General features: G+C 70.9%; 22 protein-coding genes. 11 read left to right on the top strand and 11 right to left on the bottom strand.

From position 1 onward, the window contains the following. Positions 1 to 20 precede the first annotated feature (20 nt). Together ACOQFR_RS10440 and ACOQFR_RS10435 are read left to right on the top strand one after the other, a co-directional pair. Positions 21 to 755, top strand: a complete 735-nt coding sequence (locus tag ACOQFR_RS10440; protein WP_421381592.1) for an SDR family oxidoreductase — start codon at positions 21 to 23, stop codon at positions 753 to 755. A 53-nt stretch (positions 756 to 808) separates the two neighbouring features. After that, positions 809 to 2,317 carry an efflux transporter outer membrane subunit gene (locus tag ACOQFR_RS10435; RefSeq protein ID WP_421381590.1) on the top strand — a complete coding sequence of 503 codons (1,509 nt, stop codon included), beginning with the start codon at positions 809 to 811 and terminating at the stop codon, positions 2,315 to 2,317. Here the strand turns inward: ACOQFR_RS10435 and ACOQFR_RS10430 are convergent, their stop codons facing one another. The 8 genes from ACOQFR_RS10430 to ACOQFR_RS10395 all read right to left on the bottom strand — a co-directional run bounded on the left by ACOQFR_RS10430 (position 2,318) and on the right by ACOQFR_RS10395 (position 13,628). After that, on the bottom strand, positions 2,318 to 2,554 hold the full coding sequence (locus ACOQFR_RS10430; RefSeq protein ID WP_421381588.1) for a hypothetical protein: 237 nt from the start codon (positions 2,552 to 2,554) through the stop codon (positions 2,318 to 2,320). Positions 2,555 to 2,622: 68 nt separating this feature from the next. Then, the gene (locus tag ACOQFR_RS10425) at positions 2,623 to 4,137 is read right to left on the bottom strand and encodes a flavin-containing monooxygenase (RefSeq protein WP_421381586.1); all 1,515 of its coding nucleotides are present in this window, start codon (positions 4,135 to 4,137) and stop codon (positions 2,623 to 2,625) included. 11 nt (positions 4,138 to 4,148) lie between these two features. Further along, positions 4,149 to 5,432: a tetratricopeptide repeat protein gene (locus tag ACOQFR_RS10420; RefSeq protein ID WP_421381584.1), complete on the bottom strand. Its 1,284-nt coding sequence runs from the start codon at positions 5,430 to 5,432 to the stop codon at positions 4,149 to 4,151. 54 nt (positions 5,433 to 5,486) lie between these two features. Next, the gene (gene fdhD / locus ACOQFR_RS10415) at positions 5,487 to 6,278 is read right to left on the bottom strand and encodes a formate dehydrogenase accessory sulfurtransferase FdhD (RefSeq protein WP_421381582.1); all 792 of its coding nucleotides are present in this window, start codon (positions 6,276 to 6,278) and stop codon (positions 5,487 to 5,489) included. A gap of 13 nt (positions 6,279 to 6,291) precedes the next feature. Then, positions 6,292 to 8,547, bottom strand: coding sequence for an FdhF/YdeP family oxidoreductase (locus ACOQFR_RS10410; protein ID WP_421381580.1), 2,256 nt, complete (start codon positions 8,545 to 8,547; stop codon positions 6,292 to 6,294). 60 nt (positions 8,548 to 8,607) lie between these two features. Then, a complete protein-coding gene (locus ACOQFR_RS10405) occupies positions 8,608 to 9,321 on the bottom strand; it encodes a DUF481 domain-containing protein (protein WP_421381578.1) in 714 nt (237 codons plus the stop codon). Between the two features lie 75 nt (positions 9,322 to 9,396). Continuing rightward, positions 9,397 to 11,049: an isovaleryl-CoA dehydrogenase gene (locus ACOQFR_RS10400; protein ID WP_421381576.1), complete on the bottom strand. Its 1,653-nt coding sequence runs from the start codon at positions 11,047 to 11,049 to the stop codon at positions 9,397 to 9,399. After that, positions 11,046 to 13,628: a diguanylate cyclase domain-containing protein gene (locus tag ACOQFR_RS10395; protein ID WP_421381574.1), complete on the bottom strand. Its 2,583-nt coding sequence runs from the start codon at positions 13,626 to 13,628 to the stop codon at positions 11,046 to 11,048. The genes ACOQFR_RS10400 and ACOQFR_RS10395 overlap by 4 nt, the downstream gene beginning before the upstream one ends. A gap of 160 nt (positions 13,629 to 13,788) precedes the next feature. Between ACOQFR_RS10395 and ACOQFR_RS10390 the strand changes: the two genes are divergently transcribed. From ACOQFR_RS10390 to aqpZ, 6 genes are all read left to right on the top strand, one after another. Further along, the gene (locus tag ACOQFR_RS10390) at positions 13,789 to 14,370 is read left to right on the top strand and encodes a GNAT family N-acetyltransferase (protein ID WP_421381572.1); all 582 of its coding nucleotides are present in this window, start codon (positions 13,789 to 13,791) and stop codon (positions 14,368 to 14,370) included. Positions 14,371 to 14,410: 40 nt separating this feature from the next. After that, the gene (gene mfd / locus ACOQFR_RS10385; RefSeq protein ID WP_421381570.1) at positions 14,411 to 17,866 is read left to right on the top strand and encodes a transcription-repair coupling factor; all 3,456 of its coding nucleotides are present in this window, start codon (positions 14,411 to 14,413) and stop codon (positions 17,864 to 17,866) included. Between the two features lie 60 nt (positions 17,867 to 17,926). Next, positions 17,927 to 18,202 carry a hypothetical protein gene (locus ACOQFR_RS10380; RefSeq protein WP_421381568.1) on the top strand — a complete coding sequence of 92 codons (276 nt, stop codon included), beginning with the start codon at positions 17,927 to 17,929 and terminating at the stop codon, positions 18,200 to 18,202. Then, positions 18,199 to 18,714: a histidine phosphatase family protein gene (locus ACOQFR_RS10375; RefSeq protein ID WP_421381566.1), complete on the top strand. Its 516-nt coding sequence runs from the start codon at positions 18,199 to 18,201 to the stop codon at positions 18,712 to 18,714. Before ACOQFR_RS10380 ends, ACOQFR_RS10375 begins: the two co-directional genes overlap by 4 nt. A gap of 74 nt (positions 18,715 to 18,788) precedes the next feature. Then, on the top strand, positions 18,789 to 19,652 hold the full coding sequence (locus ACOQFR_RS10370) for a pirin family protein (RefSeq protein ID WP_421381564.1): 864 nt from the start codon (positions 18,789 to 18,791) through the stop codon (positions 19,650 to 19,652). 99 nt (positions 19,653 to 19,751) lie between these two features. Then, positions 19,752 to 20,459, top strand: a complete 708-nt coding sequence (gene aqpZ, locus ACOQFR_RS10365) for an aquaporin Z (RefSeq protein WP_421381562.1) — start codon at positions 19,752 to 19,754, stop codon at positions 20,457 to 20,459. On the opposite strand, the gene ACOQFR_RS10360 is transcribed toward aqpZ, so the two are convergent. After that, the gene (locus ACOQFR_RS10360; protein WP_421381560.1) at positions 20,456 to 20,857 is read right to left on the bottom strand and encodes an OsmC family protein; all 402 of its coding nucleotides are present in this window, start codon (positions 20,855 to 20,857) and stop codon (positions 20,456 to 20,458) included. The genes aqpZ and ACOQFR_RS10360 overlap by 4 nt on opposite strands. A gap of 29 nt (positions 20,858 to 20,886) precedes the next feature. Further along, on the bottom strand, positions 20,887 to 21,732 hold the full coding sequence (locus ACOQFR_RS10355) for a pirin family protein (protein ID WP_421381558.1): 846 nt from the start codon (positions 21,730 to 21,732) through the stop codon (positions 20,887 to 20,889). Between the two features lie 192 nt (positions 21,733 to 21,924). Between ACOQFR_RS10355 and ACOQFR_RS10350 the strand changes: the two genes are divergently transcribed. Then, the gene (locus tag ACOQFR_RS10350; protein WP_421381556.1) at positions 21,925 to 22,530 is read left to right on the top strand and encodes a GNAT family N-acetyltransferase; all 606 of its coding nucleotides are present in this window, start codon (positions 21,925 to 21,927) and stop codon (positions 22,528 to 22,530) included. Positions 22,531 to 22,604: 74 nt separating this feature from the next. Further along, positions 22,605 to 23,750: a polyamine ABC transporter substrate-binding protein gene (locus ACOQFR_RS10345; RefSeq protein WP_421381554.1), complete on the top strand. Its 1,146-nt coding sequence runs from the start codon at positions 22,605 to 22,607 to the stop codon at positions 23,748 to 23,750. A gap of 42 nt (positions 23,751 to 23,792) precedes the next feature. On the opposite strand, the gene ACOQFR_RS10340 is transcribed toward ACOQFR_RS10345, so the two are convergent. Then, positions 23,793 to 24,422, bottom strand: coding sequence for a class I SAM-dependent methyltransferase (locus ACOQFR_RS10340; protein WP_421381552.1), 630 nt, complete (start codon positions 24,420 to 24,422; stop codon positions 23,793 to 23,795). A 91-nt stretch (positions 24,423 to 24,513) separates the two neighbouring features. Here ACOQFR_RS10340 and ACOQFR_RS10335 point away from each other — a divergent pair, with 91 nt between their 5' ends. Beyond that, positions 24,514 to 24,954 carry a DUF6491 family protein gene (locus ACOQFR_RS10335; protein WP_421381550.1) on the top strand — a complete coding sequence of 147 codons (441 nt, stop codon included), beginning with the start codon at positions 24,514 to 24,516 and terminating at the stop codon, positions 24,952 to 24,954. The last annotated feature ends 23 nt before the right edge of the window (positions 24,955 to 24,977 follow it).

The raw sequence follows: 24,977 nt of genomic DNA, 5'->3' as shown, positions 1-24,977 counted from the left end.
TGACTAGACAAGGACTCCCCATGACTACTTCCAACAAGATCGCGCTGGTCACCGGCGCCACCCGCGGCATCGGCCTGGAGACCGTGCGCCAGCTGGCCGCCGCCGGCGTGCACACCCTGCTGGCCGGCCGCAGCCGCGACGGCGCGGTGCAGGCCGCGCTCAAGCTGCAGGCCGAAGGACTGCCGGTCGAGGCGATCGCGCTCGACGTCACCCAGGCGGCCAGCATCGCCGCCGCCGTGGCCGAGGTCGAACAAAAGCACGGCCGCCTGGACATCCTGGTCAACAACGCCGGCATCCTGATCGACGACCCCACGCTGAAGGTGTCGCAGCAGACCCAGGACACCTGGCGCCGCACCTTCGACACCAATGTCTTCGGCCTGATCGCCGTGACGCAGGCCTTCCTGCCGCTGCTGCACCGCTCGGCCGCGGCGCGCATCGTCAATGTGTCCAGCGTGCTCGGCTCGGTCACCCTGCACAATGACCCCAGTTCGCCCATCTACGACTTCAAGGTGCCGGCCTACAACGTGTCCAAGAGCGCGGTGAACGCCTGGACCGTGCAGCTGGCCTACGAACTGCGCGACAGCCGCATCAAGGTCAACACCCTGCACCCGGGCTACGTGCGCACCGACATGAATGCCGGCGAAGGCGCGATGGACATCCCAGAAGGCGCGCACACCAGCGTTCGCCTGGCCCTGCTGGGCGAGGATGGCCCGCACGGCGGCTTCTTCCACCTCGACCAGGCCCTGCCCTGGTAAGCGCAGGGCGCGCCGCACCGGCGCGCCCTGCCCCGACCTTCCCGGAGTTTCTGATGCTGCGTTCCATTTCCCCCCGCGCGATGCCGCGGCTGTCCGCGATCGCGTTGTCGCTGCTGCTGGCTGGCTGCAGCGTCGGTGCGGACAACCTGCGGCCCGCACTCGAGACGCCTGCGCAGTTCGCCAACGCTGCTTCCTATGAGGCGGACGTGGCCGATGAGGCAATGACGTCCACGGCGCCCGAGGCCCCTGCCGTCGCACCTTCCGACGCCGGACGCTTCTGGCAGCGTTTCCAGGATCCCCTGCTGACCCAGCTGGTCGAGGATGCGCTGCGTGCCAACCACGACCTGCGCATCGGGCTGGCGCGCCTGGACCAGGCCCGCGCCCTGTCGCGGCAATCGCGCCTGGACCTGTTTCCGGCCGTGACCGCGCAGGCCGGGGCCAGTGAATCGCGGGCAAGTGCCGACCAGGCGCCCGGGATTTCGCGCGCGTCCCGCGACGTCGAAAGCCATGACGCTGGCATCGCGGCCGTGTGGGAGCTGGACCTGTTCGGACGCGTGCGCAGCGGGGCCCGCGCGGCCCGCGCCGAAGGCGATGCCGCGTCCGCCGACCTGGCGGCGCTGCAGGTCGTGGTGGCCGCGGAAGTGGCGCAAACCTATTTCGAACTGCGCGGCCGCCAGGCCCAGCTGGCGGTGGCACGCGGCAACGCCGACAACCTGGACGGCTCGCTGCAGCTGGTCATGGCCCGCCTGGAGGCCGGACGCGGCACCGAACTGGACGCCGAGCGCGCCCGCGCGCTGCTCGAATCCACCCGCGCGCGCATCCCGGCGCTGGAAGCCGAGCTGGCGGGCGCGATGCATCGCATCGCGGTGCTGACCGGTCGCGAGCCCGCTGCGCTGGTGTCCCTGCTGACGCCGGATCAACCGCTGCCGACCCGGCTCGAATCGATCGACCCGGGCACGCCCGGCGATCTGCTGCGGCGACGTCCCGACATCGCCGCGGCCGAGTCGCGGCTCGAGGCCGCCAGCGCGCGCGTCGGCGTGGCCACCGCCGACCTGTTTCCGCGCTTCACGCTCAGCGGCCTGATGGGCAGCCAGGCCGCCGATGCCGGCGACCTGTTCCGTCGCGACGGCGAGACCCGCCTGGTCGCGCTGGGCATCGACTGGTCGTTCCTGGACGTGGGGCGCGTGCGTGCGCGCATCGCGGCCGCGCAGGCCGGCGCCGACGAAGACCTGGCGCGCTACGAGCAGACCGTGCTGCGGGCGCTGGAGGAAACCGAAAATGCGCTGGTCCGTTACCAGCAGGCCCGGCGTGAACTCGGGCACCTGCAGCGCGCGGCCGAGGCCGGCACGCGGGGCGCGGAACTGGCCCGCGTGCGCTTCGAGGGCGGCCTGGTGGACTACCTGCCGGTCATCGACGCCGAGCGCGCGCGACTGGAAGCTCAGGACCAGCTGGCGCTGGGCCAGGCGCGGACCGCGACCTCGCTGGTGGCGGTGTACCGCGCCCTGGCGGGCGGCTGGCCGGACGCGCCGCCGGAGCGGCCGCGGGTCGCCAGCGCGCGCTGATCAGCAGACGCGCAGCAGGCGGTCGTCGTGCGGGGCGGTGTAGCGGCTGTCGCGGGCGTAGCCACTGCTGCGGCCGTAGCCACTTCCGAAGTCGCGCTCGCGGTAGCGGTTGGAAACACGCACCGGCAGCGGTGCGGCGACCGGGGCCAGGACCGGCGCGACGGCCGGGGCGGCGGGCTGTTCGGCCAGGGCCGGGCGGCTCGGGAACAGGCGGTAGAAGTCGTGGAGGGTCTTCATGGCGGGGCCTCGTGAGTTGGTGTGCTGGTAATCTACAACACCAACGCAAGCCCGCCATGGGCCGGAAGTCAGGGGGGCGGAACTTTTTTCTCAGGACCAATGAATTCAATGGCTTGCGGGTCCGGCCGCCTGAGCAGGCGCTCGAAGGCAGGGGTCGTGCCGGGCCACAAGGTGGTGTTCAAGCCCGCGCCGGTGAGGTACCAGCTGCGGCAGCCGCCCGTGTTCCAGACCGTGCCGGCCAGCCGGCGCTGCAGCCAGGCGTTGTAGTCGGCCTGGGCCGCCGCGCGCACGTCCATCGCCTGCCCCACCCGCCCCGCCAGCGCGTGCAGGCGGCGCAGGATGAAAGCGGCCTGCGCCTCGATCATCAGCAGCACCGAGGTGTGCCCCAGCCCGGTATTGGGCCCCGTCATCAGGAACAGATTGGGAAAGCCGCTGACCTGCGTGCCGCGATAGGCCTGGGCGCCCTCGCGCCACTGCGCGTTGAGTTCGCGACCCTCGCGGCCGTGCACCGGGAACGGCACGCCGGCTTCGGCGGCCTCGAAGCCGGTGCACGCGACGATTGCATCGAGCCGGTGCAGCACGCCGTCCGCGGTTTCGATCCCTTCGGCCACCACGCGTCGGATCGGTGAGGTAACAAGCGTCGCCCGACCGCGATCAAACGCGGCCAGGTAGTCGTTGGACAGCAGCACGCGCTTGCAGCCCGGCACGTAGTCGGGCCGCAGCGCCGCGCGCAGTACGGGGTCATGCACCTGCCGTCGCAGAAAGAATTCGAACACCGGCCGCGCCGCACGCAGCAGCCAAGGTGCCCGGGTGAAGGCAAGGCCGCGCGTCTCCAGCGCCACACGCAGCACGCCGCGCGCCGCCTTCTGCAGCCACGGCCAGCGGCGATAGGCACGCTGGCGCCAGGCCGGCACGCGCGGATCGCGCTTGGGCAGCACCCAGGCGGGCGTGCGCTGGAACACGGCCAGTTCGACCTGCCCGCGCGCAAGGCTGGGCACGATCTGGATGGCACTGGCGCCTGTGCCGATCACGCCGATGCGTATGCCGGGGCCGTCGGGCAACGGGCGCCAGCGTGCGCTGTGCACCCGCTCGCCGCGGAACTCCGTGAGGCCCGGAATATCCGGCCAGCGCGGACGGCTGAGGCCGCCGGTGGCGATCACCAGGCTGCGCGCAAGCCACTCGCGCTCATCGCCGTCTACACGCACGCGCCAGTGGAAGGCCACCGGGTCGAAACGCGCCTCGCGTACCGTGCATCCCAGCCGCAGGTGGTCGCGCACGCCGAACCGGTCTGCGCAGTGTTCCAGGTAGGCCTGCAGCTCGGCCTGGCCCGGATAGCGGCGCGAGTTGTCCGGCCGCGGCGCGAACGAAAAGCAGTACAGGTCCGAAGGCACGTCGCAGGCGGCGCCCGGATAGACATTGTCGCGCCAGGTGCCGCCGACGCGATCCGCCTGCTCCAGCACCTTGAATCGAAGGCCGGCCTCGCGGAGCCGTATTGCCAGGCAAAGCCCTGAGAAGCCTGCGCCGACGATGAGGACGTCGAGCGGTTCGCCGTTGACCCGCGAAGGATCGGGCCAGGGTCGCAAGGCCGCGGTGCTCAGCGCGCCCGGGCGCCGCCGGCGATCTGCTGCAGGCGCTCGACCTCGCCCGCCAGCACGCGCATCGGGGCGGCCAGCGCATGGTCGGGGAAACGCTGCAGCGCGTCGCGCAGCCGCCGCAGCGCATCGGTCTCCCGACCCAGCTTCTCGGCCATCAGGGGCGCCACCGTCATCAGCACCGCAGGCGTGTTTTCATCGCCCGGGAAGCGCGCTTCGAACTCCTCGGCCAGCGCTACCGCCAGCTGGCTCTGGCCGGTCTTCGCGGCCTGCGCGACCAGGCGCGCCACGTCGCCCGGCAGCTCATGCCGGTAGTCGGGGACGATCGCGAGTGTTTCCGACAGCACCGCCAGCGCGCGCTTGTCCTTGCCGGTGGCCAACAGGCTGCAGACGTAGTCGCGCGCGTGTTTCGCCAGGCGCACGCGGTCGCCGCTGGCGGCCACCAGCTGGTGGTAGCGGTCGTGCACCGCATCGGAGGCACCGCGGCCGCGGAACAGTCCCTCCAGCGTGTCGGCCGCCTCCGCCGGTCGGCCCTGCGCCTGCAGCGCCTCGGCCTGGGCCATCGCCTCGTCCTCCATCGGATTGGCGAAGGTGGCGCGCGTCACCGCCTGGCTCACATCCAGGCCCAGCACCGCGTGGTGCTCGTGGATCAGGTAACCCATCACGTGGAAGCCGGCCACCAAAGCATAGAGTTCGATGAAGCTGCCAGGGAGCATGCCGATCGTGCCGGGCAGCACCGCCAGCAGGATCCACTGCAGCACCGACGAGGCCAGCACCAGCACCGCCAGGATCAGCACCACCAGGAAATAATGCGCACCCAGCCGGCCGATCATCCGGCCCCAGGCGACGGGGTTGAGCGCATGCGCCAGGCTGTGGTCAATGGCCAGCAGGATGGTGGCGGCCGGCATCACCAGCAGGGCCACGCCCAGCAACGCCAGCATCGGCAGCGGGCCGAACCAGTGGCCCACCGCGAAGATCGGTACGAACACCACCGCCTGCAGCACGATCTGTTCCCAGGCATCGCCGTCGGTGGCCACCAGGTCCTCGCCGCCCAGCGGCTCGAAGCGACCCTGCGCGGTGTTGACCAGGGCTTCCACCGCCAGCTTGAAGCCCATGATCCAGTAGGCGACCTCGAACAGCAGGCCCAGCAGGCTGGGCAAGTGGTTGAGCATGCGCAGCAGGCAGAGCGCCGCGATCATCCACAGCATGGCCTGGCTGGCCGGATAGGCCAGCAGGCGCGGCAGCCGCTGGCTGAGCGGCACGATGCGGCGTGGGGCAAGGCTCATGCGTTTCCATCCCGGGGCAGTGGCCCGAAGGCTAGTGCCTGCGGCGGGCGCACGTCAAAGCGGCGGCGTGCCGAAGCCCGAATAACGGGTATGGCGGTTGCCCCGCGCGAAGCCCAGCAGGGTCAGACCCGCCTGGTCGGCCAGCCGCACCGCCAGCGCGGTGGGCGCCGAGATCGCCGCCACCAGGCCGATGCCCACCTGCGCCGCCTTGTGCACCACTTCGTAGCTGGCGCGCGACGTGACCAGCAGTGCGCGTGGCTGCGCCCCGGCCTGCAGCGCCGCGCCGATCGCCTTGTCGATGGCGTTGTGGCGACCGACGTCCTCACGCACGTGCAGTCGGTCATCGGCATCCATCACGGCGGCCGCGTGCACGGCGCCGGTGCGGGCATTGATCGGCTGCGCCGCCAGCAGGTCCTCGAAGGCGCGCCACAGCACGCGCTCCGACAGTTCGACGCGCTGCACCGTGCGCACCGGACGGATCGCGTCGCGCAGGCTTTCGCTGCCGCACAGGCCGCAGCCGGTGCGACCGGCCAGGTTGCGGCCACGCGATCCCAAAACGTCGAAACGCTGCTGCGGAATGGCCAGGTGCAGGCTGATGCCGTCGGCACCGGCCACGACATCCACCACGCGGACTTCCGAGGCCGATGCCACCACGCCTTCGCTCAGGCTGAATCCGAGCGCGAAGTCGTGCAGGTCGGCGGGCGTGGCCATCATCACCGCGTAAGGCTGGCCGTTGTAAAGCAGCGCCACGGGGGTCTCCTCGGCCAGCGTCTCCACCTGGTCGCGGCCGACGCCGTCGTCCATCCGGCGCGCGAGGCTTTCGCGCAGCGGCGGCGGAAGGTTCATGGCGCCACCGGCATCACGGTGCCAGCGCGAGGTCGATGTCGGCGCGCGGCCGCAGGTACACCGGGATGGCCTTGGATGCCGGGGTGCGCGCGCGATCCGCATGGTGGTCCAGCGGGACCAGCGGATTGGTCTCGGGGTAATACGCCGCCAGGCAGCCCGCGGGAATGTCGTACTCCACCAGCAGGAATCGCGGCGCCACGCGCTCGCCGTCGTGCCAGACCGACACCAGGTCCACCCACTGCCCGGCCTGCAGCCCCAGTCGCATCAGGTCAGCCGCACCGATGAAACAGACCCGCCGCTCGCCGGAGACCCCTCGATAGCGGTCCTCCAGACCGTAGATGGTGGTGTTGTACTGGTCGTGGCTGCGGAGGGTCATCAGCGTCATCAGCGCACCGTCGCGGGCCGGCGTGCGGACGATGGGATGCACGTGGAAGCTGGCGCGCCCGCTGGAAGTCATCCAGCGCCGTTCGGCCGCCGCATTGCGCAGATGGAAGCCGCCATCGCGGTGCACGCGGGCGTTGAAATCCTCGAAGCCCTCGACCACGCGGGCGATCCGGTCGCGGATGCGGTCGTAGTCCTCCACCAGCCAGCGCCAGGGCGTGCGGCTGGCCGGCAGCGTGGCTTCGGCCAGGCGCGCGACGATCATCGGTTCGCTCAGCAGCGACTCGGACGCCGGCGGATTGCCGCCCTCGGACAGGTGCACGTGGCTCATGGAGTCCTCGACCGTCACCGCCTGCGGGCCGGCCGCCTGCCGGTCCACTTCCGTGCGGCCCAGGCAGGGCAGGATCAGCGCCTGCCGGCCGTGCACCAGGTGCGAGCGGTTGAGCTTGGTCGAGACGTGCACCGTCAGCGCGCAGCGGCGCAGCGCGGCGGCGGTGCGGTCGGTGTCGGGCGTGGCCGCGGCGAAGTTGCCGCCCATCGCGAACAGGACCTTGCACCGGCCGTCCTGCATCGCTCCGATCGCGCCGACCACATCGTGGCCCGGATGTCGCGGCGGCTGGAAGCCGAATTCCGCGCCCAGGCGGTCCAGGAAGGCGTCGGACGGCTGTTCGTAGATGCCCATCGTGCGGTCACCCTGCACGTTGGAATGGCCGCGCACCGGGCAGGCGCCGGCGCCGGGCTTGCCCAGGTTGCCGCCCACCAGCAGCAGGTTGACCAGCATCTGGATCGTGGCCACCGAGTTGCGGTGCTGGGTGATGCCCATGGCCCAGCAGACAATGCTGGCGCGCGAGGCGGCGTAGACCTCGGCCGCCTCTTCGATTTGCGCGCGGCTCAGCCCGGACTCCGCTTCGATCACCGCCCAGTCCTCGGCCTCCACGTCCGCGCACAGCGCCGCGTAACCTTCGGTGTGCGCGGCGATGAACGCGTGATCGCAGGCGCCCCGGGCGACCACGTGCTTGATCATGCCCTTGACCGCAGCCAGGTCGCCGCCGATGCGCAGCGGGTAGTAGTGGCTGGCGATGCGGGTGGAGCCACCCAGCAGCTCCACCGGATCCTTGGGATCGGCGAAGCGCTCCAGTCCGCGCTCGTGCAGCGGGTTGAACACGACGATGCGGCAGCCGCGGCGCGCCGCGCTGCGCAGTTCGCCCAGCATGCGCGGATGGTTGGTGCCCGGGTTCTGGCCGAACACGAAGATGGCGTCGGCGCGCTCGAAGTCTTCCAGCCGCACGCTGCCCTTGCCCACGCCGATCTGCTCGCTCATTGCCACGCCCGAAGGCTCGTGGCACAGGTTGGAACAGTCGGGCAGGTTGTTGGTGCCGAACTCACGCACGAACAGCTGGTAGAGAAACGCGGCCTCGTTGCTGGTGCGGCCCGAGGTGTAGAACAGGGCCTCATCGGGCGAGGCCAGCGCGCGCAGCTGCGTCGCCACCAGGGCGAAGGCCTCGTCCCAGGCAACCGGCACATAACGGTCGCTGTCGGCGTCGTAGCGCATCGGCTCGGTCAGCCGGCCCTGCGACTCCAGGAAGTAGTCGTCCTGCCGCGCCAGCGCGGCGACCGTGTGCGCGGCGAAGAAGTCGCGCGTCACGCGGCGTGACGTCGCCTCGGCCGCGACAGCCTTGACGCCGTTCTCGCAGAACTCGAAGGTGGAATGGGGATTGCGGTCGGGCCAGGCGCAGCCGGGGCAGTCGAAGCCGCGCGGCTGGTTGGCGCGCAGCATCGTCCGCGCGCCGCGCCCGACGATGCCCTGCTCGTTCACGTGCCGGAACGAACTGGCCAGGGCGTCCCAGCCCCCCGCGGCGCCCTGGTAGGGCTTGATGGTCTTGGCCATGCGGCAAGGCTAGGGGCTTGCTGCCCCCGCGTCAAAGCCGGCCGCGGCCGGCCGTTCGCCTCAGCGCGCGCTGGCCTTGGGCGACCAGACGATGTTGATCGAGCTCAGCGTGTCGGTGCGCTTGCGATCGTCGGGCACGTCGGTGTTGTGGCGCGCCTGGAATCCCGCCTTCAACGCCAGCGAGCGGTTGATGCTGACCGCGATGCCGATGTCGTTCTGGAGGAAGCGGTTGTCGGGCGAGGCTTCCACCAGCAGCGTGTTGTAGAACTGCGTGCTTTCGGTGAGCTGGTGCTGGTAGTCGGCGAAACCGCGCAGCAGACCATCGCTTTCGGACTCCCCCGACTCGGCCAGGCGCGCGCGCCGAAGGCCCGGGCCACCCTCGAGCTGCAGGCTGCGGGTGTCGTCCTGCAGGGCCCAGAACCCGTAGTTCAGGGCCAGCGTGGCTTGGTAGTCATAAGCCGCAAAGTCGTCGTTCTCATAGCGCACCACGCCGCCCAGGTACTGGCGCTCGCCGAACTTGCGCGCCAGCTTGCCGCCCAGCTCGTAGCGATTGGCCGACAGCTCGTCCTCGGACTCCGAGCGCAGGCCGGTGAACGAATAATCCTGGGTCAGGCGTTCGTCCTCGCCGTTGAGCGCGAACTTGCCGTTGATGCTGGTGGTGTCGGAGTTGCCGGTGGTGTTGACGACGCCGAGCTCGGCCTTCGGCTGCCACTCGGTAGCCAGGACGGGCGAAGCAGCGGCCACCAGGGCCAGCACGAGCAGGGACGGTTTCATCGGGATTTCCGGTAGGGAACGGCCTCCCATTGGAACAGGAGGCGCATGAACCCTGCCCAAGCCGTGGGGCGCGGCTCAGGGCAAGGCGCGTTCCAGCAGCAGGTCCACGGGCACGCCGGGCGGCAGGCTGCCGTAGACCAGGCCCCGGCCGGCGCCGATGCGGCTCTCGCAGAACCACTGCCCCAGCACGGGCTGGGCCCGCAGCAGGCAGGCCGCCTGCAGCGCCAGCGCCAGCCGCTCGGCCAGCCGCCGCGCATCGGCTTCCAGGGCCTGCGGATCGGCCTGCAGTGCCTGTCGCAACGAGCCGACTTCCTCGTCGAGCCGGGCGTGGCCGCCGCGCATCCCGTCGAGTTCGGCGAAACAGGCCTGCGCGGCCTCGGGTTCGCGCGCCAGCACCCGCAGCACGTCCAGGCACTGGATGTTGCCGCTGCCTTCCCAGATGGAATTGAGCGGTGCCTGCCGGTACAGCCGGGGCAGCACGGACTCTTCGACGTAGCCGGCGCCGCCCAGGCATTCCTGGGCCTCGTTGACGAAACCGGGCGCGCGCTTGCACACCCAGAACTTGCCCAGGGCCGTGGCCAGCCGCGCGAACGCCGCTTCACCGGCGTCACGCCCGCTGGCGTCCACCGCGCGCGCCACGCGGAAGGTCAGTGCGGTCGCGGCCTCCGATTCCAGCGCCAGGTCGGCCAGCACGCTGCGCATCAGCGGCTGCTGCGACAGCGGCTTGCCGAAGGCACGACGATGCCGCGCATGGTGCAGCGCCTGCACCAGCGCCTGGCGCATCAGGCTGGCCGAGCCGATCAGGCAGTCCTGGCGGGTCAGCGCCACCATCTGCAGCAGGGTCGCCACACCGCGCCCTTCCTCGCCCACGGCCCAGGCCAGGGCGCCGTGGAATTCGACTTCGCTGCTGGCATTGCTCCAGTCGCCCAGCTTGTCCTTCAGGCGCTGGATGCGGATCGCGTTGCGGCTGCCGTCCGGTGCGAACCGCGGCAGCAGGAAGCAGCCCAGTCCGCCTTCCGCCTGGGCCAGCACCAGGAAGCCGTCGCACATCGGCGCCGAGAAAAACCACTTGTGCCCCACCAGCTCATACAGCCGGCCCGCGCCCGCGGCGCCGACGGGATGCGCCCGCGTGGTGTTGGCGCGCACGTCCGAGCCGCCCTGCTTCTCCGTCATGCCCATGCCGAGCGTGTTGCCGGCCTTCTCCCAGGCGGGCACGTGACGCGGGTCGTACTCGGTGGACGCGAGCCGCGGCAGCCACTGCGCGGCCAGTTCCGGCTGGTGCCGCAGCGCCGGCACGCAGGCATAGGTCATGGTCAGCGGGCAGCTGCTGCCCTGGTCCGCCTGGTTGTGCAGGAACATCAATGCCGCGCGCGCGACGTGGGCCCCGGGGCGATCGGCATGGCGCCAGGCAAAGCCCGGCACACCGTGGCGCACCGCAGTGGCCATCAGGCGATGGTAAGCGGGATGGAACTCGACCTCGTCGATGCGGTGGCCCTGGGCATCGAAGGCGTTCAGGCGCGGCCGGTGCAGGTTGGCCAGCCGGCCCAGTTCCGTCAGTTCGCCGCCGGCCAGCGGGCCGTACGCGGCCACCTCGGCCTCGGCCCAGCCGCCGCCCTCGCGCTGCAGGGCCTCCGACAAGGGCTGGTCGGTGCGATAGGCGTCGTAGGGCCACAGCGCGGGCGGCTGGTTCTCGACGACGTGGGTGCTGAAACGGTCGCGCTGGCTCATGCCAGCGGTACCACCCGCCAGGTGCCGCGGCCCGCGGCCTTGGCCGCGTACAGCGCTTCGTCGGCGGCCAGCAGCAGCCGGTCGGCATCGGCCGACGCCAGGCTGAAGGCGATGCCGATGCTGGTGCCAACCGGCAGGTCGGTGCCGGCGATGCGGATCGGCTCGCGCATGGTCTTCACCAGCTTGTCGGCGATCGCCTCAGCGTCGGCCACCGAGCCCGGGCCCTCCACCAGCAGCGCGAACTCGTCGCCGCCGATGCGCGCGGCCAGGTCGCCCTCGCGCACGCAGGCCTTGAGCCGCCGCGCGAACTCGCGCAGTACTTCATCGCCAGACGCATGCCCGCGCCGGTCGTTGACCAGCTTGAAGTGGTCGATGTCCAGGTACAGCAGCGCCAGCGACGAGCGCTGCCGCTTCGCCCGGGCCACCGTGGCCGACAGGCGCTCGTCGAAATAGCGCCGGTTGGCCAGCCCGGTCAGCGCATCGAAACGAGCGATCTGCTCCAGCCGCTGTTCGGCGTCCTTGAGCTGGGTGATGTCGTAGGTGAAGGAGAAGAAGCCGTTGGAGCGACCTTCCGCATCCAGGTCCGGCACGTAGCTGGTCTGGTAGTGGTAGCTGCGGCCCTTGATCTCGGCCTGGCCGTTGTAGGTGACACGCTGTCCGGCCAGCGCCGCCGCCACGTGGTCCTTGATCTCGCTGTAGATCGCCTCGCCCCGCACCTCGCGCACGGTACGGCCCAGCACGCCGGCCTCTTCGGTGTCGAACAGCCGGTGCCCGACCGAGTTGACGAAGGTGTAGCGCTCCTGCCGGTCGACGTGGGCGATGAGCGCGGGGATGTTGTCGGTCACCGCGCGCAGCCGCGACTGGATCGCCTCCAGGGCCTGCTCGGCGCGCACGCGCCCGCTGACATCGCGCCCTGCCCAGACGATTTCCTCGCTGCCGTCGGCGGCTGGCACGCGTCGCGCCACCGCCTCGATCCAGACCTGGTGGCCGCCGCCATGGCGGGCGCGGAAACGCATCGTGGCCGTGTCTCCCTTGGTCCGGAGCGCGACCAGCATCGCCTCGAGCCGGGGCCTGTCCTCGGGGTGCACGAAATCCCAGCGCGTGGTGCGCAGCGCTTCCGGATCCATGCCAAGGATTTCGCGCGTGGATGGGGACACGTACAGCCACCGGCCGTCGAGCGCCTCGCGCACCACCATGTCGTTGGAGTTGTCGGCCAGCGTGCGGTACTCCAGCTCGCGCTGGCCGAGCTGCGAAAGCGCCGATTCCAGACGCTGCTTGCTGCGGCGCTGCACCACGAAGAAGGTCGCGAGGGCCAGCAGGCACAGCACCCCCACCGCCATCATGCGGCGGTTCTGCTGGTTGGTCTGGGCCAGGGTCTGCTCGCGCTCCTGGGCCAGGGCCGATTCGCCCTGCAGGCGGATGACTTCGTTCTCGCGCTCGGCGTACTTCAGGCGCGCATCGAAATCGTCGGCCGCCTGCGCACGCTCGCTCTGCGCAATCGCGTTGTCCAGCGCCAGGAAACGCTGAAACAGCGGCGCCAGTTCCGGGCTGGTGGGCTCGTGCCGCAGCAGCACCGTCACCAGCTCGCGCAATACGCGCAGCTCGTCGCTCTGCAGCTGCAGCTGGCGGAACGAATCCAGCGCTGCCCGCAGCTCCTGGCGCGCCAGCGGACCGTCGCGGGCGTCGGCGGCGGCCAGGCCCAGCACCTCGTGCCCCAGGCCGGCCAGCTGCGAGTTCTTCAGCTGCTCGGCCAGGGCCAGCACGCGGCCGCCGTTGCGGCGCTGGAGTTCGAAGTCGCCGACGATGCGCGCCACCCGCGCACCCTCCAGGTAAAGTTCGGCCGCCAGCTTGGGATCCTGCACGCGCTGCGACAGCGCGGTGGCCGCGTCCAGCGCCTTGCCGGCGCCTTCGACCTCGCCCAGCTGCGCCTGCGCGCGGGCCAGGTTGCGCTGCAGCCGGGCCTGCATGGCCAGGCCTTCGTTTTCGGCCAGCACGGCCAGCCCGCGGCGTGCATAGTCGGCGGCCAGGGCATGTTTGCCCAGCGAATAACTCATGGACGAATACGCCAGGTAGACGTCGGCCGACAGCTCGGGCTGCGGCGATTGCTTGAGCAGCAGCTCGGCTTCGCCCAGCAGGCGCTCGCCGCGGGTGTAGTCCTGCATGGCCATGCGCGCGCGGCTCTCGGCGATCAGCCCGCGCACCACAAGGTGCGGCCGCGCCGCCTCGCGGGCCGCGGCCTGGGCCTGCATGCCGGCCTCGCGCTGGCAGTCCCAGTCGGCGACCACGCGGCAGGCGTTGGCCTGCGCCAGGTACAGCAAGGCCAGTTGGTGCGGATCGCCGGCGACCTTGGCATTGATCAGGGCCGATGACAGCTCACGCAGCACGGCCTCGGGTTCGACCAGCGCGCGCGTTTCCAGCGGATGGCGTTCGAGCGTGTCGGCCCGGGGCTCGAGTGCGTTCGGCGCAGGCGCAGGTGAAGACTGCGCGAAGACCGGCGACACCAGTCCCACCGCGAGCAGCAACAGCAGCACGGCCAGGGAGTTCGGCGGGGCCCGTCGATTGCCGAACTCCGCTTGCATCCGGGTGCCGCCTCCCACGCCAGGTCCGCCCCAGCCTACTCCCGGGCCGAGACATGCAACAAGCCGCAGGATCGGGCAGGCTGAAGGCCATGCCGTTTCATGAACGCTCCACCTTGGGTTTAGAGCATGGACCCAGCCCCCGTCTGACACCCTTGCCGCAATGAATGCGACCCGACGCACCCCTGCCCGGCCTTCCCATCGCCCCGAGCGTACCGAGGTGCTGCGCCTGCCCGATGGCCGCGACCTGTGGCTGCGTCCGGTACACCCGGCCGACGCCGGCCCGATCGCCGGCGCGTTCGAGCTGCTGGGCGAGGACGAAGTGCGCCGCCGCTACCTGCACCCGGTCAAGGCCCTGAGCGCGGACTACCTGCTGCAGCTGGTGCGGCCCCATGCCGGCGAAGCCTTTGCCGTGGTGGCCGCCGAACCGCTGCCGCCGGGCGAGGCCCTGGTGGGTGCGCTGGCCCGCCTCAACCGCGACCCGGGCCAGGACACCGCCGAATTCGCCATCCTGGTGTCGCACTTCGTCGCGGGCCAGGGTCTGGGCAAGGCGCTGATGGGCCGGCTGGTCGAGTGGGCGCGGGCACATGGCATCCGCCGCATCTGGGGCGAAGTGCTGGACGACAACACCGCGATGATCCAGCTGGCACAGTCGCTGGGCTTCGAGCGTGACACCAGCCCCGAATCGCCCAACCTGCTGCGCATCACCCTGGACCTGGACCCGGCGCCCCGTCCACGCCGTTGACCGGGCCACGACCCCGGCCTGCGGTAAACTCCGCGGCCCCATGACCCGACCTCTCCTTCCCTCCGCGCCGCGACCCCGATCCGGACAGCAGCGCGCCTACTGGCGCGCGCCTGCCAGCGCCAGCGCCCTGGCCCTGGGCCTGGCCGAAACCGCGCGCGCCCACGATGGCCTGGTGCTGGCCGTCACCCGCGACAGCCACGCGGCCCAATCGCTCGAGCACGACCTCAAGGTGCTGGCCGGCGACCTGCCGGTGCTGCATTTCGCCGACTGGGAAACCCTGCCCTACGACCTGTTCAGCCCGCACCCGGACATCGTGTCCCAGCGCGTGGCGGCGCTGTACCGGCTGCCGACCGCGCGCAAGGGCGTGCTGGTGGTGCCGGTGGCCTCGCTGATGCAGCGGCTGCCGCCGCCGAGCTGGATCGCCGGCAATACGCTCGACCTCCGGCGCGGCCAGAAGCTGGACCTGGATGCCGAGAAACGGCGGCTCGAAGCGGCTGGGTACCGCAACGTGCCGCAGGTGCTGGACCCGGGCGATTTCGCGGTGCGCGGTGCCCTGCTCGACCTGTTCCCGATGGGCTCGGACCTGCCCTACCGCATCGAGCTGTTCGATGACGAGATCGATTCGCTGCGCACCTTCGATCCCGAGACCCAGCGCTCGGACCACGCGGTGGAGGCAGTGCGCCTGCTGCCCGCGCGCGAGTTCCCGCTCGACGCCGACAGCGCGCGGCGCGTGCGCGAGACCCTGCGTGAGCGCTTCGAGTTCGACCCGCGCCGCTGCCCGCTTTACCAGGACCTGAAGGAAGGCGGCGCGCCGGCCGGCATCGAGTACTACCTGCCGCTGTTCTTCGAGGCCACGGCCACGCTGTTCGACCATCTCGCCGGCGAGACGCTGGTGGTCATCGGCGACGGCGCCCCTGAAGCCGCACAGGCCTTCTGGGCCCAGACCAGCCATCGCTGGGAGCAGCGTCGCCACGACATCGAGCGGCCGATCCTGCCGCCGGAGGAGATCTTCCTGCCGCCCGAGCAGCTGCGGGCACGCTGGAACCAGGCGCTGCGCATCGAAGTCGCCGGCCCCGGCCACCCGCAATACGACAAGGCGGTGGCGATGGCCGAGCAGCCGGTGCCGTCCCTGCCCTGGTCGGTGAAGGGCAGCGAACCGGGCGCGGCGCTGCAGGGCTTCCTGCGCAGCTATCCGGGCCGCGTGCTGATGGCCGCCGATTCGGCCGGCCGGCGCGAGGCGCTGCTCGAGCTGCTGGCCTCGGAAGACCTGCGCCCGGCGCAGGTGGCGGGCTGGGACGCGTTCATCGCCGGCGGCGCCCGCTTCGCGATCACCGTGGCCGCGATCGAGGAAGGCTTCGCGCTGGCCACGCCGCCGCTGGCGGTGCTGACCGAGCGCCAGCTGTTCCCGGACCGCGCCGAACAGAGCCGCCGCCGCCGCCGCGGCGCGGCCCGCGACCCCGACACGGTGCTGCGCGACCTGAGCCAGATCACGATGGGCTCGCCCATCGTGCACGAGGACCATGGCGTCGGCCGCTACCAGGGCCTGGTGACGCTGGAAAGCGGCGGCATCAGCGGCGAATACCTGCAGATCGAATACGCCAAGGGCGACAAGCTCTACGTGCCCGTCGCGCAGCTGCAGCTGGTGAGCCGCTACTCGGGCGCCTCGCCCGAGCTGGCGCCGCTGCATTCGCTCGGCGGCGAGCAGTGGGACAAGGCCAAGCGCAAGGCCGCCGAGAAGGTCCGCGACGTCGCCGCCGAACTGCTGGAGATCCAGGCGCGGCGCCAGGCGCGCGTCGGTCTGGCGCTGGGCGTGGACCGGGCGATGTACGAGCCCTTCGCCGCGACCTTCCCGTTCGAGGAAACGCCCGACCAGCTGGCCGCCATCGATGCGGTGATCGCCGACCTGGGCAAGCCGATGCCGATGGACCGCGTGGTCTGCGGCGACGTCGGCTTCGGCAAGACCGAGGTCGCCGTGCGCGCGGCCTTCGTCGCCGCCACCGCCGGCAAGCAGGTCGCCATCCTGGTGCCGACCACGCTGCTGGCCGAACAGCACTACCGCAATTTCCGCGACCGCTACGCCGACTGGCCGCTGAAGGTCGAGGTGCTGAGCCGCTTCAAGTCACCCAAGGAAGTGAAGGCGGCGCTGGCGCAACTGGCCGAAGGCAAGATCGACGTGATCGTGGGCACCCACCGCCTGCTGCAGCCGGACGTGAAGTTCCACGACCTGGGCCTGGTGATCGTGGACGAGGAACAGCGTTTCGGCGTGCGGCAGAAGGAGGCGCTGAAGGCGCTGCGGGCCGAGGTGCACCTGCTGACCCTGACCGCCACGCCGATCCCGCGCACGCTGAACATGGCCATGAGCGGCCTGCGCGAGCTGTCCATCATCGCCACGCCGCCCGCGCACCGGCTGGCGGTGCAGACCGTGGTGACGCCCTGGGACAACGCACTGCTGCGCGAGGCCTTCCAGCGCGAACTGGCGCGCGGCGGCCAGGTCTACTTCCTGCACAACGAAGTGGACAGCATCGAGAAAATGGCGCGCGAACTGGCCGAGCTGGTTCCGGAGGCGCGCATCCGGGTTGCGCACGGCCAGATGCCCGAACGCGAGCTCGAGCAGGCCATGCTCGACTTCCACCGCCAGCGCTTCAACGTGCTGGTGTGCACCACCATCATCGAATCGGGCATCGACATCCCGAGCGCGAACACCATCATCATCCACCGCGCCGACCGCTTCGGCCTGGCCCAGCTGCACCAGCTGCGCGGCCGGGTGGGACGTTCGCACCACCGCGCCTATGCCTACCTGGTGGTGCCCAACAAGAAGGCGATGACCGGCGACGCCGAGAAGCGTCTCGAGGCCCTGGCCTCGCTGGAAGAACTCGGCGCCGGTTTCACCCTGGCCACCCACGACCTGGAGATCCGCGGCGCCGGCGAGCTGCTGGGCGAGGACCAGAGCGGCCAGATGGCCGAGATCGGGTTCTCCCTCTATACCGAACTGTTGGCCCGCGCGGTGGCCTCGATCAAGTCCGGCAAGCTGCCCGACCTCGATCCCACCCTGCGCCATGGCGCCGAGGTCGAGCTGCACATCCCGGCGCTGATCCCCGAGGACTACCTGCCCGACGTGCATGCGCGCCTGACGCTGTACAAGCGCATCGCCGGCGCGCGCGACGAGGACGCACTCAAGGAGCTGCAGGTGGAGATGGTGGACCGCTTCGGCGTGCTGCCGGACCCGGCGAAGCAGCTGTTCGCGGTGGCCGAACTCAAGCTGGCCGCGACGCCGCTGGGCATCCGCAAGCTCGAGCTCGGGCCCACCGGCGGCCGCGTCACCTTCCTGCCGCAGCCCACGCTGGATCCGATGTCGGTCATCCGCCTGATCCAGACCCAGTCCAAGGTCTACACCATGGACGGGCCCGACCGGCTGCGCATCCGCCTGGACCTGCCGGACGCGGCCTCGCGCCTGCGCACCGCGCGCGGCCTGCTGACGCTGCTGGCCAAGGGCTGAGCGGCGCTTGGCCGCCCGCACGGCGCGGGCTAAAGTGACACCAGGACACGGGAGCAGGTGATGCACGACGCGATTCCGAACACCGCACCGGTGAAGGCCGGCTGGATCGTGCTGGGCCTGGCCTGGCTGCTGTTCCTGGTGCCGATACCGGGCCTGGGCATCCTGGGCTGGGCGGTCAACCTGGCGGCCCTGGTGATCGCCATCATCGTCATCACCAAGGACGAGGTGGCCCATGGCGTGGGCCAGCTGGTGTGCAGCATCGTGGTGTCGCCGATCGTGTATTTCCTGGGCCTGATCCTGTTTGTCGGCGTGCTCGGCGCCGTGGACTCGATGTGAGCCGGCTGGTGCTGGCCCTGGGCTTGGCGATGCTGCTGCCCGCGGAGGCGGCGCCGGGCGCCGGTGCGACCGTGGTGGTGGTGGTGCGCCATGCGGAAAAAGCCACCGATGATCCGCGCGACCCCACGCTCAGCGAGGCCGGACAGGCGCGGGCCGCGGCCCTTGCCACCCGGCTGGCGAATACCGGACTGGATGCCGCCTTCGCGACGCAATACCGCCGCACGCAGCTCACGGCGGCGCCCGCCGCGGCGCAGGCCGGCATCGAGGTCGGCGTGCGGCCGGTGGATGCCGCGAACGCCGAGCGCTATGGCCCCGATCTCGACCGCGACCTGCGCGCGTTGCCGGCCGGCAGCACCGTGCTGGTGGTCGGCCACAGCAATACCGTGCCTGCGATCGTGTCGGCCCTGTCGGGGCAGGCCACGCCAGAAATGCCGGAGACCGAGTACGACCGCTACACGGTCGTGGTGCTCGATGCCGATGGCGCCGGCCGCGTGTTCCAGTCCCGCTACTGAGGGCAACCCAGCGTTGCAGCCCCGCGCGCGGCCCGCGTGGCATGCTGGCGTCCCTGGATCCACAGGACACCCCCATGCCGCAGTCGATACCCCCGCGCGTGCACGACCTGGGCGGCGGCTTCACCGTCAAGCGGCTGCTGCCGCATGCGCAGCGCCGCAGCGTCGGTCCCTTCGTCTTCCTCGACCATATCGGCCCGGCCGTGCTCGACGGCGCCCATCCGCTGGAGGTGCGGCCGCATCCGCACATCGGCCTGGCGACCGTCACTTACCTGTGGGAAGGCGCGATCATGCATCGCGACAGCCTGGGCTCGCAGCAGGAGATCAACCCGGGTGACGTCAACTGGATGACCGCCGGGCGCGGCATCGTGCACTCCGAACGCACGCCCGAACGGCTGCTGGGCCAGGCCCACGCGATGCACGGCCTGCAGACCTGGGTGGCGCTGCCGCAGGCGCACGAGGAAGTGGAGCCGTCGTTTGCCCATCATCCACGCGCGTCGCTGCCGGTCGTTGAGCTGCCGGGCGCGACGCTGCGGGTGGTGGCCGGCCATGCCTTCGGCGTTCGCTCGCCGGTGGCCGTGCTGGCCGACACGCTGTACGTGTCGATCGACCTGCAGGCGGGCTGCGCCCTGCCGATCCCGGCCGAGCACGTCGAACGCGCGCTGTACCCGGTCGAGGGCGAACTGGACCTGGACGGCGAACCTCTCGCGGCGGGCCACCTGGCCGTGCTCGAGCCCGGCACCGAGCCGCTGCTGCGCGCGCGCACCGACGCCCGCGTGATGCTGTTGGGCGGCGCGCCCGTGGACGGCCATCGCCACCTGTGGTGGAACTTCGTGTCCAGCCGGCGCGAGCGCATCGAGCAGGCCAAGGACGACTGGCGCGAAGGGCGGATGGGCCAGGTCCCGGGCGAAACCGAGTTCATCCCGCTGCCCGAGCGCTGACCCCTTCCCGGCCGGCGTCCGCAGGTGCATAAAGGGCGGGTCGTGCAGAACGACCGGTCCGCGCCGCGGCCCGCCACCGTGTTCCTGGGAGGGAGACTCATGGGCTTGGCAAACAAACTCGGCGCCGAAGCGTTCGGCACCTTCTGGCTGGTGTTCGGCGGCTGCGGCAGCGCGGTAATCGCCGCGAACTTCGGCGGCGACGGCAACCCGCTGGGCATCGGCCTGGTCGGCGTGTCACTGGCCTTCGGCCTGACCGTGCTGACCATGGCCTACGCGGTCGGGCACATCTCGGGCGGGCACTTCAATCCGGCGGTCAGCCTGGGCCTGTGGGCGGCCGGCCGCTTTCCGGCGCGCGACCTGGTGCCCTACGTGCTGGCGCAGGTGATCGGCGGCGTGCTCGCGGGCGCGGCGCTGTACCACATCTGCACGGGCAAGCCCGGCTTCGAGGCCGGCGGCTTCGCGAGCAATGGCTTCGATGCGCGCTCGCCCGGCGGCTACAACCTGATGGCAGCAGCCATCACCGAAGTGCTGATGACCTTCTTCTTCCTCATCGTGATCCTGGGTGCCACCAGCAAACGCGCGCCGGCCGGCTTCGCGCCGATCGCGATCGGCCTGTGCCTGACGCTGATCCACCTGGTCAGCATCCCGGTCACCAATACCTCGGTGAATCCGGCGCGCTCGACCGGCGTGGCCTTCTTCGCCGATGCCGGCGCGGTGTCGCAGCTGTGGCTGTTCTGGCTGGCGCCGATCGTGGGTGCGGTGGTCGCGGGATTCGTGTCCCGCTGGCTGCAGGCCGAGCGCGATTAGGCCAGGGCCGTCGGCACCTCGACCTGCCCGGTCAGGATCTTGTGCACCGGGCAGGCATTGGCAACCTGCAGCAGCCGCTCGCGCTGCGTGTCGTCCAGCGGACCGTGCAGGTGCACGGTCCGCTGCAGCACCGTGCGGTCCTTGCCGCGTTCGGCATAGGCCACGTCCACCTCCACGCCGTCCAGCGGCCACTGCTTGCGCTGCGCGTACATGCGCAGCGTGATCGCGGTGCACGAGGCCAGCGCCGCCAGCAGCACCTCGTCGGGTGCTGGCCCGGAATCGGTGCCGCCCAGGTCCGCGGGTTCGTCGGCGACCCAGTGGTGGGCCCCCACGACCAGCTGCGTGGCGTAGGGCGGATAGGTCTCACCGATGCGGGCGTGGGCGGGGCGTGCGCTCATGGCGGCTCCTGGGGTGCGGGTCTGCCGGCTCAGAAACGGCCGGCCTGGAAATCCTCGAACGCCTGACGGAGTTCGGCTTGCGTGTTCATCACGAACGGGCCGTAGCGCGCCACCGGTTCACGCAGGGGGCGTCCGCCGACCAGGATCAGGCGCGTGCCGGCCACGCGCCCTTCGACCACGATCCGGTCGCCGGGGCCGAACACCGCCAGTTCGCGCGCATCCACGGTCGCCGCGCCATCCGATTCACCCAGCTGCGCTGCGCCTTCGTAGACGTAGGCAAACGCCGTGTGTCCGGCCGGAAGCGCGTGTTCGAAGCGAGCGCCCGCGTCCAGTCCCACGTCGAGATAAGTCGGCTCGGTGGCTGGCTGCACGATCGGACCCGCCACGTCGCCCACCTGGCCCGCGATCACCTTCACTGCCACGCCCGGTGCGGGCCGGGTTTCGGGAAAGCGGTCTGCGCCGTATTCCTGATAGCGCGGCGCCGTCATCTTCTCGCTGGCGGGCAGGTTCACCCACAGCTGGAAGCCGCGCATGCGGCCCTCCTCCTGCTCGGGCATCTCCGAGTGCACGATGCCACGGCCCGCGGTCATCCACTGCACGCTGCCCGGCACCAGCAGACCTTCGTTGCCGTGGTTGTCGCGATGGCGCATGCGGCCGTCGAGCATGTAGGTCACGGTTTCGAAGCCGCGGTGCGGATGCGAGGGAAAGCCGGCCAGGTAGTCCTCGGCCTTGTCGGTGCCGAACTCATCGAGCATCAGGAAGGGATCGAGATCGGGCAGCGGCGGCGTGCCGATCACGCGCGTGAGCTTGACGCCGGCGCCGTCGGACGCGGGCATGCCGCGCAGCTTGCGAAGGACGGGACGCGCAGTGGACATGGGGGTCTCCTGGAATGGGGCGCCTGCGGCGCCATGCCATCAAGGTAGGGCCGCCCTGCGGGGCTTGCAGCCCCGGGGCCTGCAACGCAGGGTTGCACGGCTCTCCGGTCGGGGCCAGCCCCGCCGTCCGGACGGACGCCGGGACTGCGTATTGCATTGTGACTGTCCCGTCCCCCGCCATGGCCCTGCCCGATGCCCAGCCTCCGCAGCCGATCCGCCCGCACCCCGCCCGCCCCGGCGCCGGTGGGTGAGCGCCTGCCGACCCTGACCGCGCCCCGGCTGCAGCTGCGATGGATGACCGCCGTCGATCTGGACGACCTGCACGCGGTCTTCGCCAACCCGGACCTGATGCGCTACTGGAACCACGCCGCCTGGCCGCACCGGGACGAGGCCAGCATCTACCTGGAAGCGATCGAGCGCGGATTCGCCCAGGGCAACCTGCTGCAGTGGGGCATCGCCCTGCGCGGCGACGACCGCGTGGTCGGCACCGTCACGCTGTCGGGCGTCGACCTGGCCCAGGGCCGCGCCGACCTGGGCTTTGCCCTGTCGCGCGAGCACGGGGGCCGGCGCTATGCGCGGGAGGCGCTGACCGTGTTGCTGCCGCATGCATTCGGGCCACTCGGACTGCGCCGGCTCGAGGCCGATGTGGATCCGCGCAACCAGGCCGCGCTGCGCACGCTCGAAGCCTTGGGTTTCCGGCGCGAGGGCTACCTGCGCCAGCGCTGGCAGGTGGCCGGCGAGCTGCAGGACAGCGTGGTGATGGGCCTGCTGGCCAGCGAGTGGCAGGCCGGGCGCTGAAGCACGCGTGGCTCGCGTTGACAGGCCCGAGCCCCGGCACCGAACATGCAGGCCCGACCCTACGGAGTGCCGCCATGACCCTGCGCCTGAGCCTGATCGCCACCGCGCTGCTGCTCGCCGCCTGCGGCCGCAGTCCCGATCCCGCGGCCGACGGTGCCACCGGCGCAGCGCCTGCCGCCAAGGCCGGCGGCGAGAAGGTGGTCTACGTCTACAACTGGTCCGACTACGTGGCCGAGGACACCCTGGCCAACTTCGAGAAGGAAACCGGCATCAAGGTCGTCTACGACGTCTACGACACCAACGAGATGCTCGAGACCAAGCTGATGGCAGGCGCCTCGGGCTACGACGTGGTCTTTCCCTCGGCGCGGCCGTTTGCGCAGCGCCACATCCAGGCCGGCGTGTACGCGCCGCTGGACCGGGCCAAGCTGGGCAACTACGGCAACCTCGACCAGGCCCTGCTGGCCGGCCTGGTGGACGTGGACCCGGGCAATGTCCACACCGTGCCCTACATGTGGGGCACCACCGGCCTGGGCATCAACGTGGCCAAGGTGAAGGCCGCGCTGGGCGAGGACGCCGCGCTGGATTCGTGGTCGCTGCTGTTCGACCCGGCCAATGCCGAGAAGCTGGCGGCCTGCGGCATTTCCGTGCTCGACGACGAGCAGGAAACCTTCGCCGCCGCGCTGATCCACGCCGGCCGCGATCCCAACGCCATCACGGGCGACGAAACCCAGGTAGTCACCGAGGCCTACGCCCGCATCCGCCCGCACATCCGCTACTTCAACTCCTCCAAGTACATCGAGGAACTGGCCAGCGGCGACCTGTGCCTGGTGATGGGCTATTCCGGGGACGTGTTCCAGGCGCGTGACCGCGCGGCCGAGGCCGACAACGGCGTCGAGATCCAGTACTTCATTCCCAAGGAAGGCGCGCTGCGCTGGGTGGACCTGATGGCCGTGCCCAAGGATGCGCCGCACGTGGACAACGCCCATGCCTTCATCAACTACCTGCTCAAGCCCGAGGTGGCCGCCGGCATTACCGGCTACGTGGCCTACGCCAGCGCGAACGAAGCGGCCAAGCCGTTGATCGATCCCGAGGTGGCGCAGGACCCGGCCATCTACCCGCCGGCCGAGGTGATGGCCAAGCTGGTGGACCCGCGCACGCTGTCGCCGGAAGTCACCCGCGAGCGCGTGCGCGCCTGGACCACGATCAAGACTGGCCGCTGAGCCGATACGCGTCGTCCGCCCGGGTGGCGGGCGGCGCGGGTTTCAGCGCATCGAACGGGGCGGAATGGCCCGCGAGACACGCCGCGAGTAGACGTACACCGTGGCCGGCGGCACGTTCCACCAGGTGAAGCTGCCGCGCCGGGCGTTGAGGTCCAGCGCCTCGACCACTTCCTTGGCCACGGGGTTGGCCGGACCGTAGGTGAACTGCACGAAGCGGCCCTGCGGCTGCATGCAGTCGAAGGCCGCGCCCAGGATGGCCTGCTGCGTGGCCTTGGGCATGGACAGCAGGCCCAGGCCGGAAATCACCGCGTCCGCGGGTGCTTCGGGACCGAAGCCGCGGGCCAGGGCCAGCTCGGCCAGGTCGCGGGCGTCGGCGCAGGCGACCTGCACCTGCGGGAAATGTTTCTGCAGGTGCTGGTGCAGCTCTTCATTGAGCTCCAGCACCAGCAGGTCGGACGGCGCGATGCCGTGGTCGAGCAGGGCCTGGGTGAAGACGCCGGTGCCGCCGCCCAGTTCGATCACGCGCCTGGCGCCGCGCGGCAATTCCGACATCATCTGCCGCGCCAGCTGCGGACTCGACGGCGAGATCGCCGCCATGCCCAGCGGGTTCTTCAGCCACTGCCTGAAAAAGGTCCAGCCCAGGGTGGTGGCGTTGTGCGGGTTGCGGTCCATGGTCACAGCATAATGCGCCCCGGTCTGTTTCGCCCGGGTTAAGTGGCCGGATTGAAGAATCCGGTTGCCGACCCCAACGCCGGAGAGACCCATGCGCGCCCCTGCCCTGCTGATCCTGAGCCTTGCCCTGGCCACCGCCTTTGCCGTCCGCCCCGGCCGCGCCGCCGAGGACCCCGCCGCCGACGCCACGCCGGTGGCCAAGCGCACCCTGCTGCGCGGCCCCGACTGTCTGGAGCCCGCGGCCGCGCGCGACTGGCAGTACGTCGACAGCGACCAGCTGGTGGTGGACGCCGGCCGCCGCAAGTACCGCATGCACCTGGCAGGCGCCTGCACCGAACTGGGCTCGGCCAAGAAGCTCAAGTTCCGCGGCGACGCAGTCAGCGGCCGCATCTGCGGCAATGTCGGCGAGCGCATCGAATTTGGCATCGCCAGCTGCCGCATCGATCGCGTGGAGCTGATCGATGCCGAAACCTATCGCGCGGCCACCGAGCGCCGCTCCGGCAGCGTCACGACCAGCGAATCGGTGAAGTGAGCGGGAGCGGCGCCGGCGGGACC

The organism is Arenimonas sp. MALMAid1274, from assembly GCF_049195245.1.
Classification (GTDB): Bacteria; Pseudomonadota; Gammaproteobacteria; order Xanthomonadales; family Xanthomonadaceae; genus Arenimonas.
The sequence above is the reverse complement of the archived record's forward strand: the minus strand, read 5'-3'. Positions and strand labels throughout refer to the sequence as shown.

Bases quoted from the DNA above. Each gene is read 5' to 3' on its own strand.
- aqpZ (WP_421381562.1), top strand. From the start codon at position 19,752: ATGGGCTTGGCAAACAAACTCGGCGCCGAAGCGTTCGGCACCTTCTGG.
- ACOQFR_RS10420 (WP_421381584.1), bottom strand. From the start codon at position 5,432: ATGAGCCTTGCCCCACGCCGCATCGTGCCGCTCAGCCAGCGGCTGCCG.
- ACOQFR_RS10410 (WP_421381580.1), bottom strand. From the start codon at position 8,547: ATGGCCAAGACCATCAAGCCCTACCAGGGCGCCGCGGGGGGCTGGGAC.
- ACOQFR_RS10335 (WP_421381550.1), top strand. From the start codon at position 24,514: ATGCGCGCCCCTGCCCTGCTGATCCTGAGCCTTGCCCTGGCCACCGCC.
- ACOQFR_RS10390 (WP_421381572.1), top strand. From the start codon at position 13,789: ATGAATGCGACCCGACGCACCCCTGCCCGGCCTTCCCATCGCCCCGAG.
- ACOQFR_RS10395 (WP_421381574.1), bottom strand. From the start codon at position 13,628: ATGCAAGCGGAGTTCGGCAATCGACGGGCCCCGCCGAACTCCCTGGCC.
- ACOQFR_RS10345 (WP_421381554.1), top strand. From the start codon at position 22,605: ATGACCCTGCGCCTGAGCCTGATCGCCACCGCGCTGCTGCTCGCCGCC.
- ACOQFR_RS10340 (WP_421381552.1), bottom strand. From the start codon at position 24,422: ATGGACCGCAACCCGCACAACGCCACCACCCTGGGCTGGACCTTTTTC.
- ACOQFR_RS10370 (WP_421381564.1), top strand. From the start codon at position 18,789: ATGCCGCAGTCGATACCCCCGCGCGTGCACGACCTGGGCGGCGGCTTC.
- ACOQFR_RS10440 (WP_421381592.1), top strand. From the start codon at position 21: ATGACTACTTCCAACAAGATCGCGCTGGTCACCGGCGCCACCCGCGGC.
- fdhD (WP_421381582.1), bottom strand. From the start codon at position 6,278: ATGAACCTTCCGCCGCCGCTGCGCGAAAGCCTCGCGCGCCGGATGGAC.
- ACOQFR_RS10355 (WP_421381558.1), bottom strand. From the start codon at position 21,732: ATGTCCACTGCGCGTCCCGTCCTTCGCAAGCTGCGCGGCATGCCCGCG.
- ACOQFR_RS10380 (WP_421381568.1), top strand. From the start codon at position 17,927: ATGCACGACGCGATTCCGAACACCGCACCGGTGAAGGCCGGCTGGATC.
- ACOQFR_RS10360 (WP_421381560.1), bottom strand. From the start codon at position 20,857: ATGAGCGCACGCCCCGCCCACGCCCGCATCGGTGAGACCTATCCGCCC.
- ACOQFR_RS10400 (WP_421381576.1), bottom strand. From the start codon at position 11,049: ATGAGCCAGCGCGACCGTTTCAGCACCCACGTCGTCGAGAACCAGCCG.
- ACOQFR_RS10405 (WP_421381578.1), bottom strand. From the start codon at position 9,321: ATGAAACCGTCCCTGCTCGTGCTGGCCCTGGTGGCCGCTGCTTCGCCC.
- ACOQFR_RS10435 (WP_421381590.1), top strand. From the start codon at position 809: ATGCTGCGTTCCATTTCCCCCCGCGCGATGCCGCGGCTGTCCGCGATC.
- ACOQFR_RS10430 (WP_421381588.1), bottom strand. From the start codon at position 2,554: ATGAAGACCCTCCACGACTTCTACCGCCTGTTCCCGAGCCGCCCGGCC.
- mfd (WP_421381570.1), top strand. From the start codon at position 14,411: ATGACCCGACCTCTCCTTCCCTCCGCGCCGCGACCCCGATCCGGACAG.
- ACOQFR_RS10350 (WP_421381556.1), top strand. From the start codon at position 21,925: ATGCCCAGCCTCCGCAGCCGATCCGCCCGCACCCCGCCCGCCCCGGCG.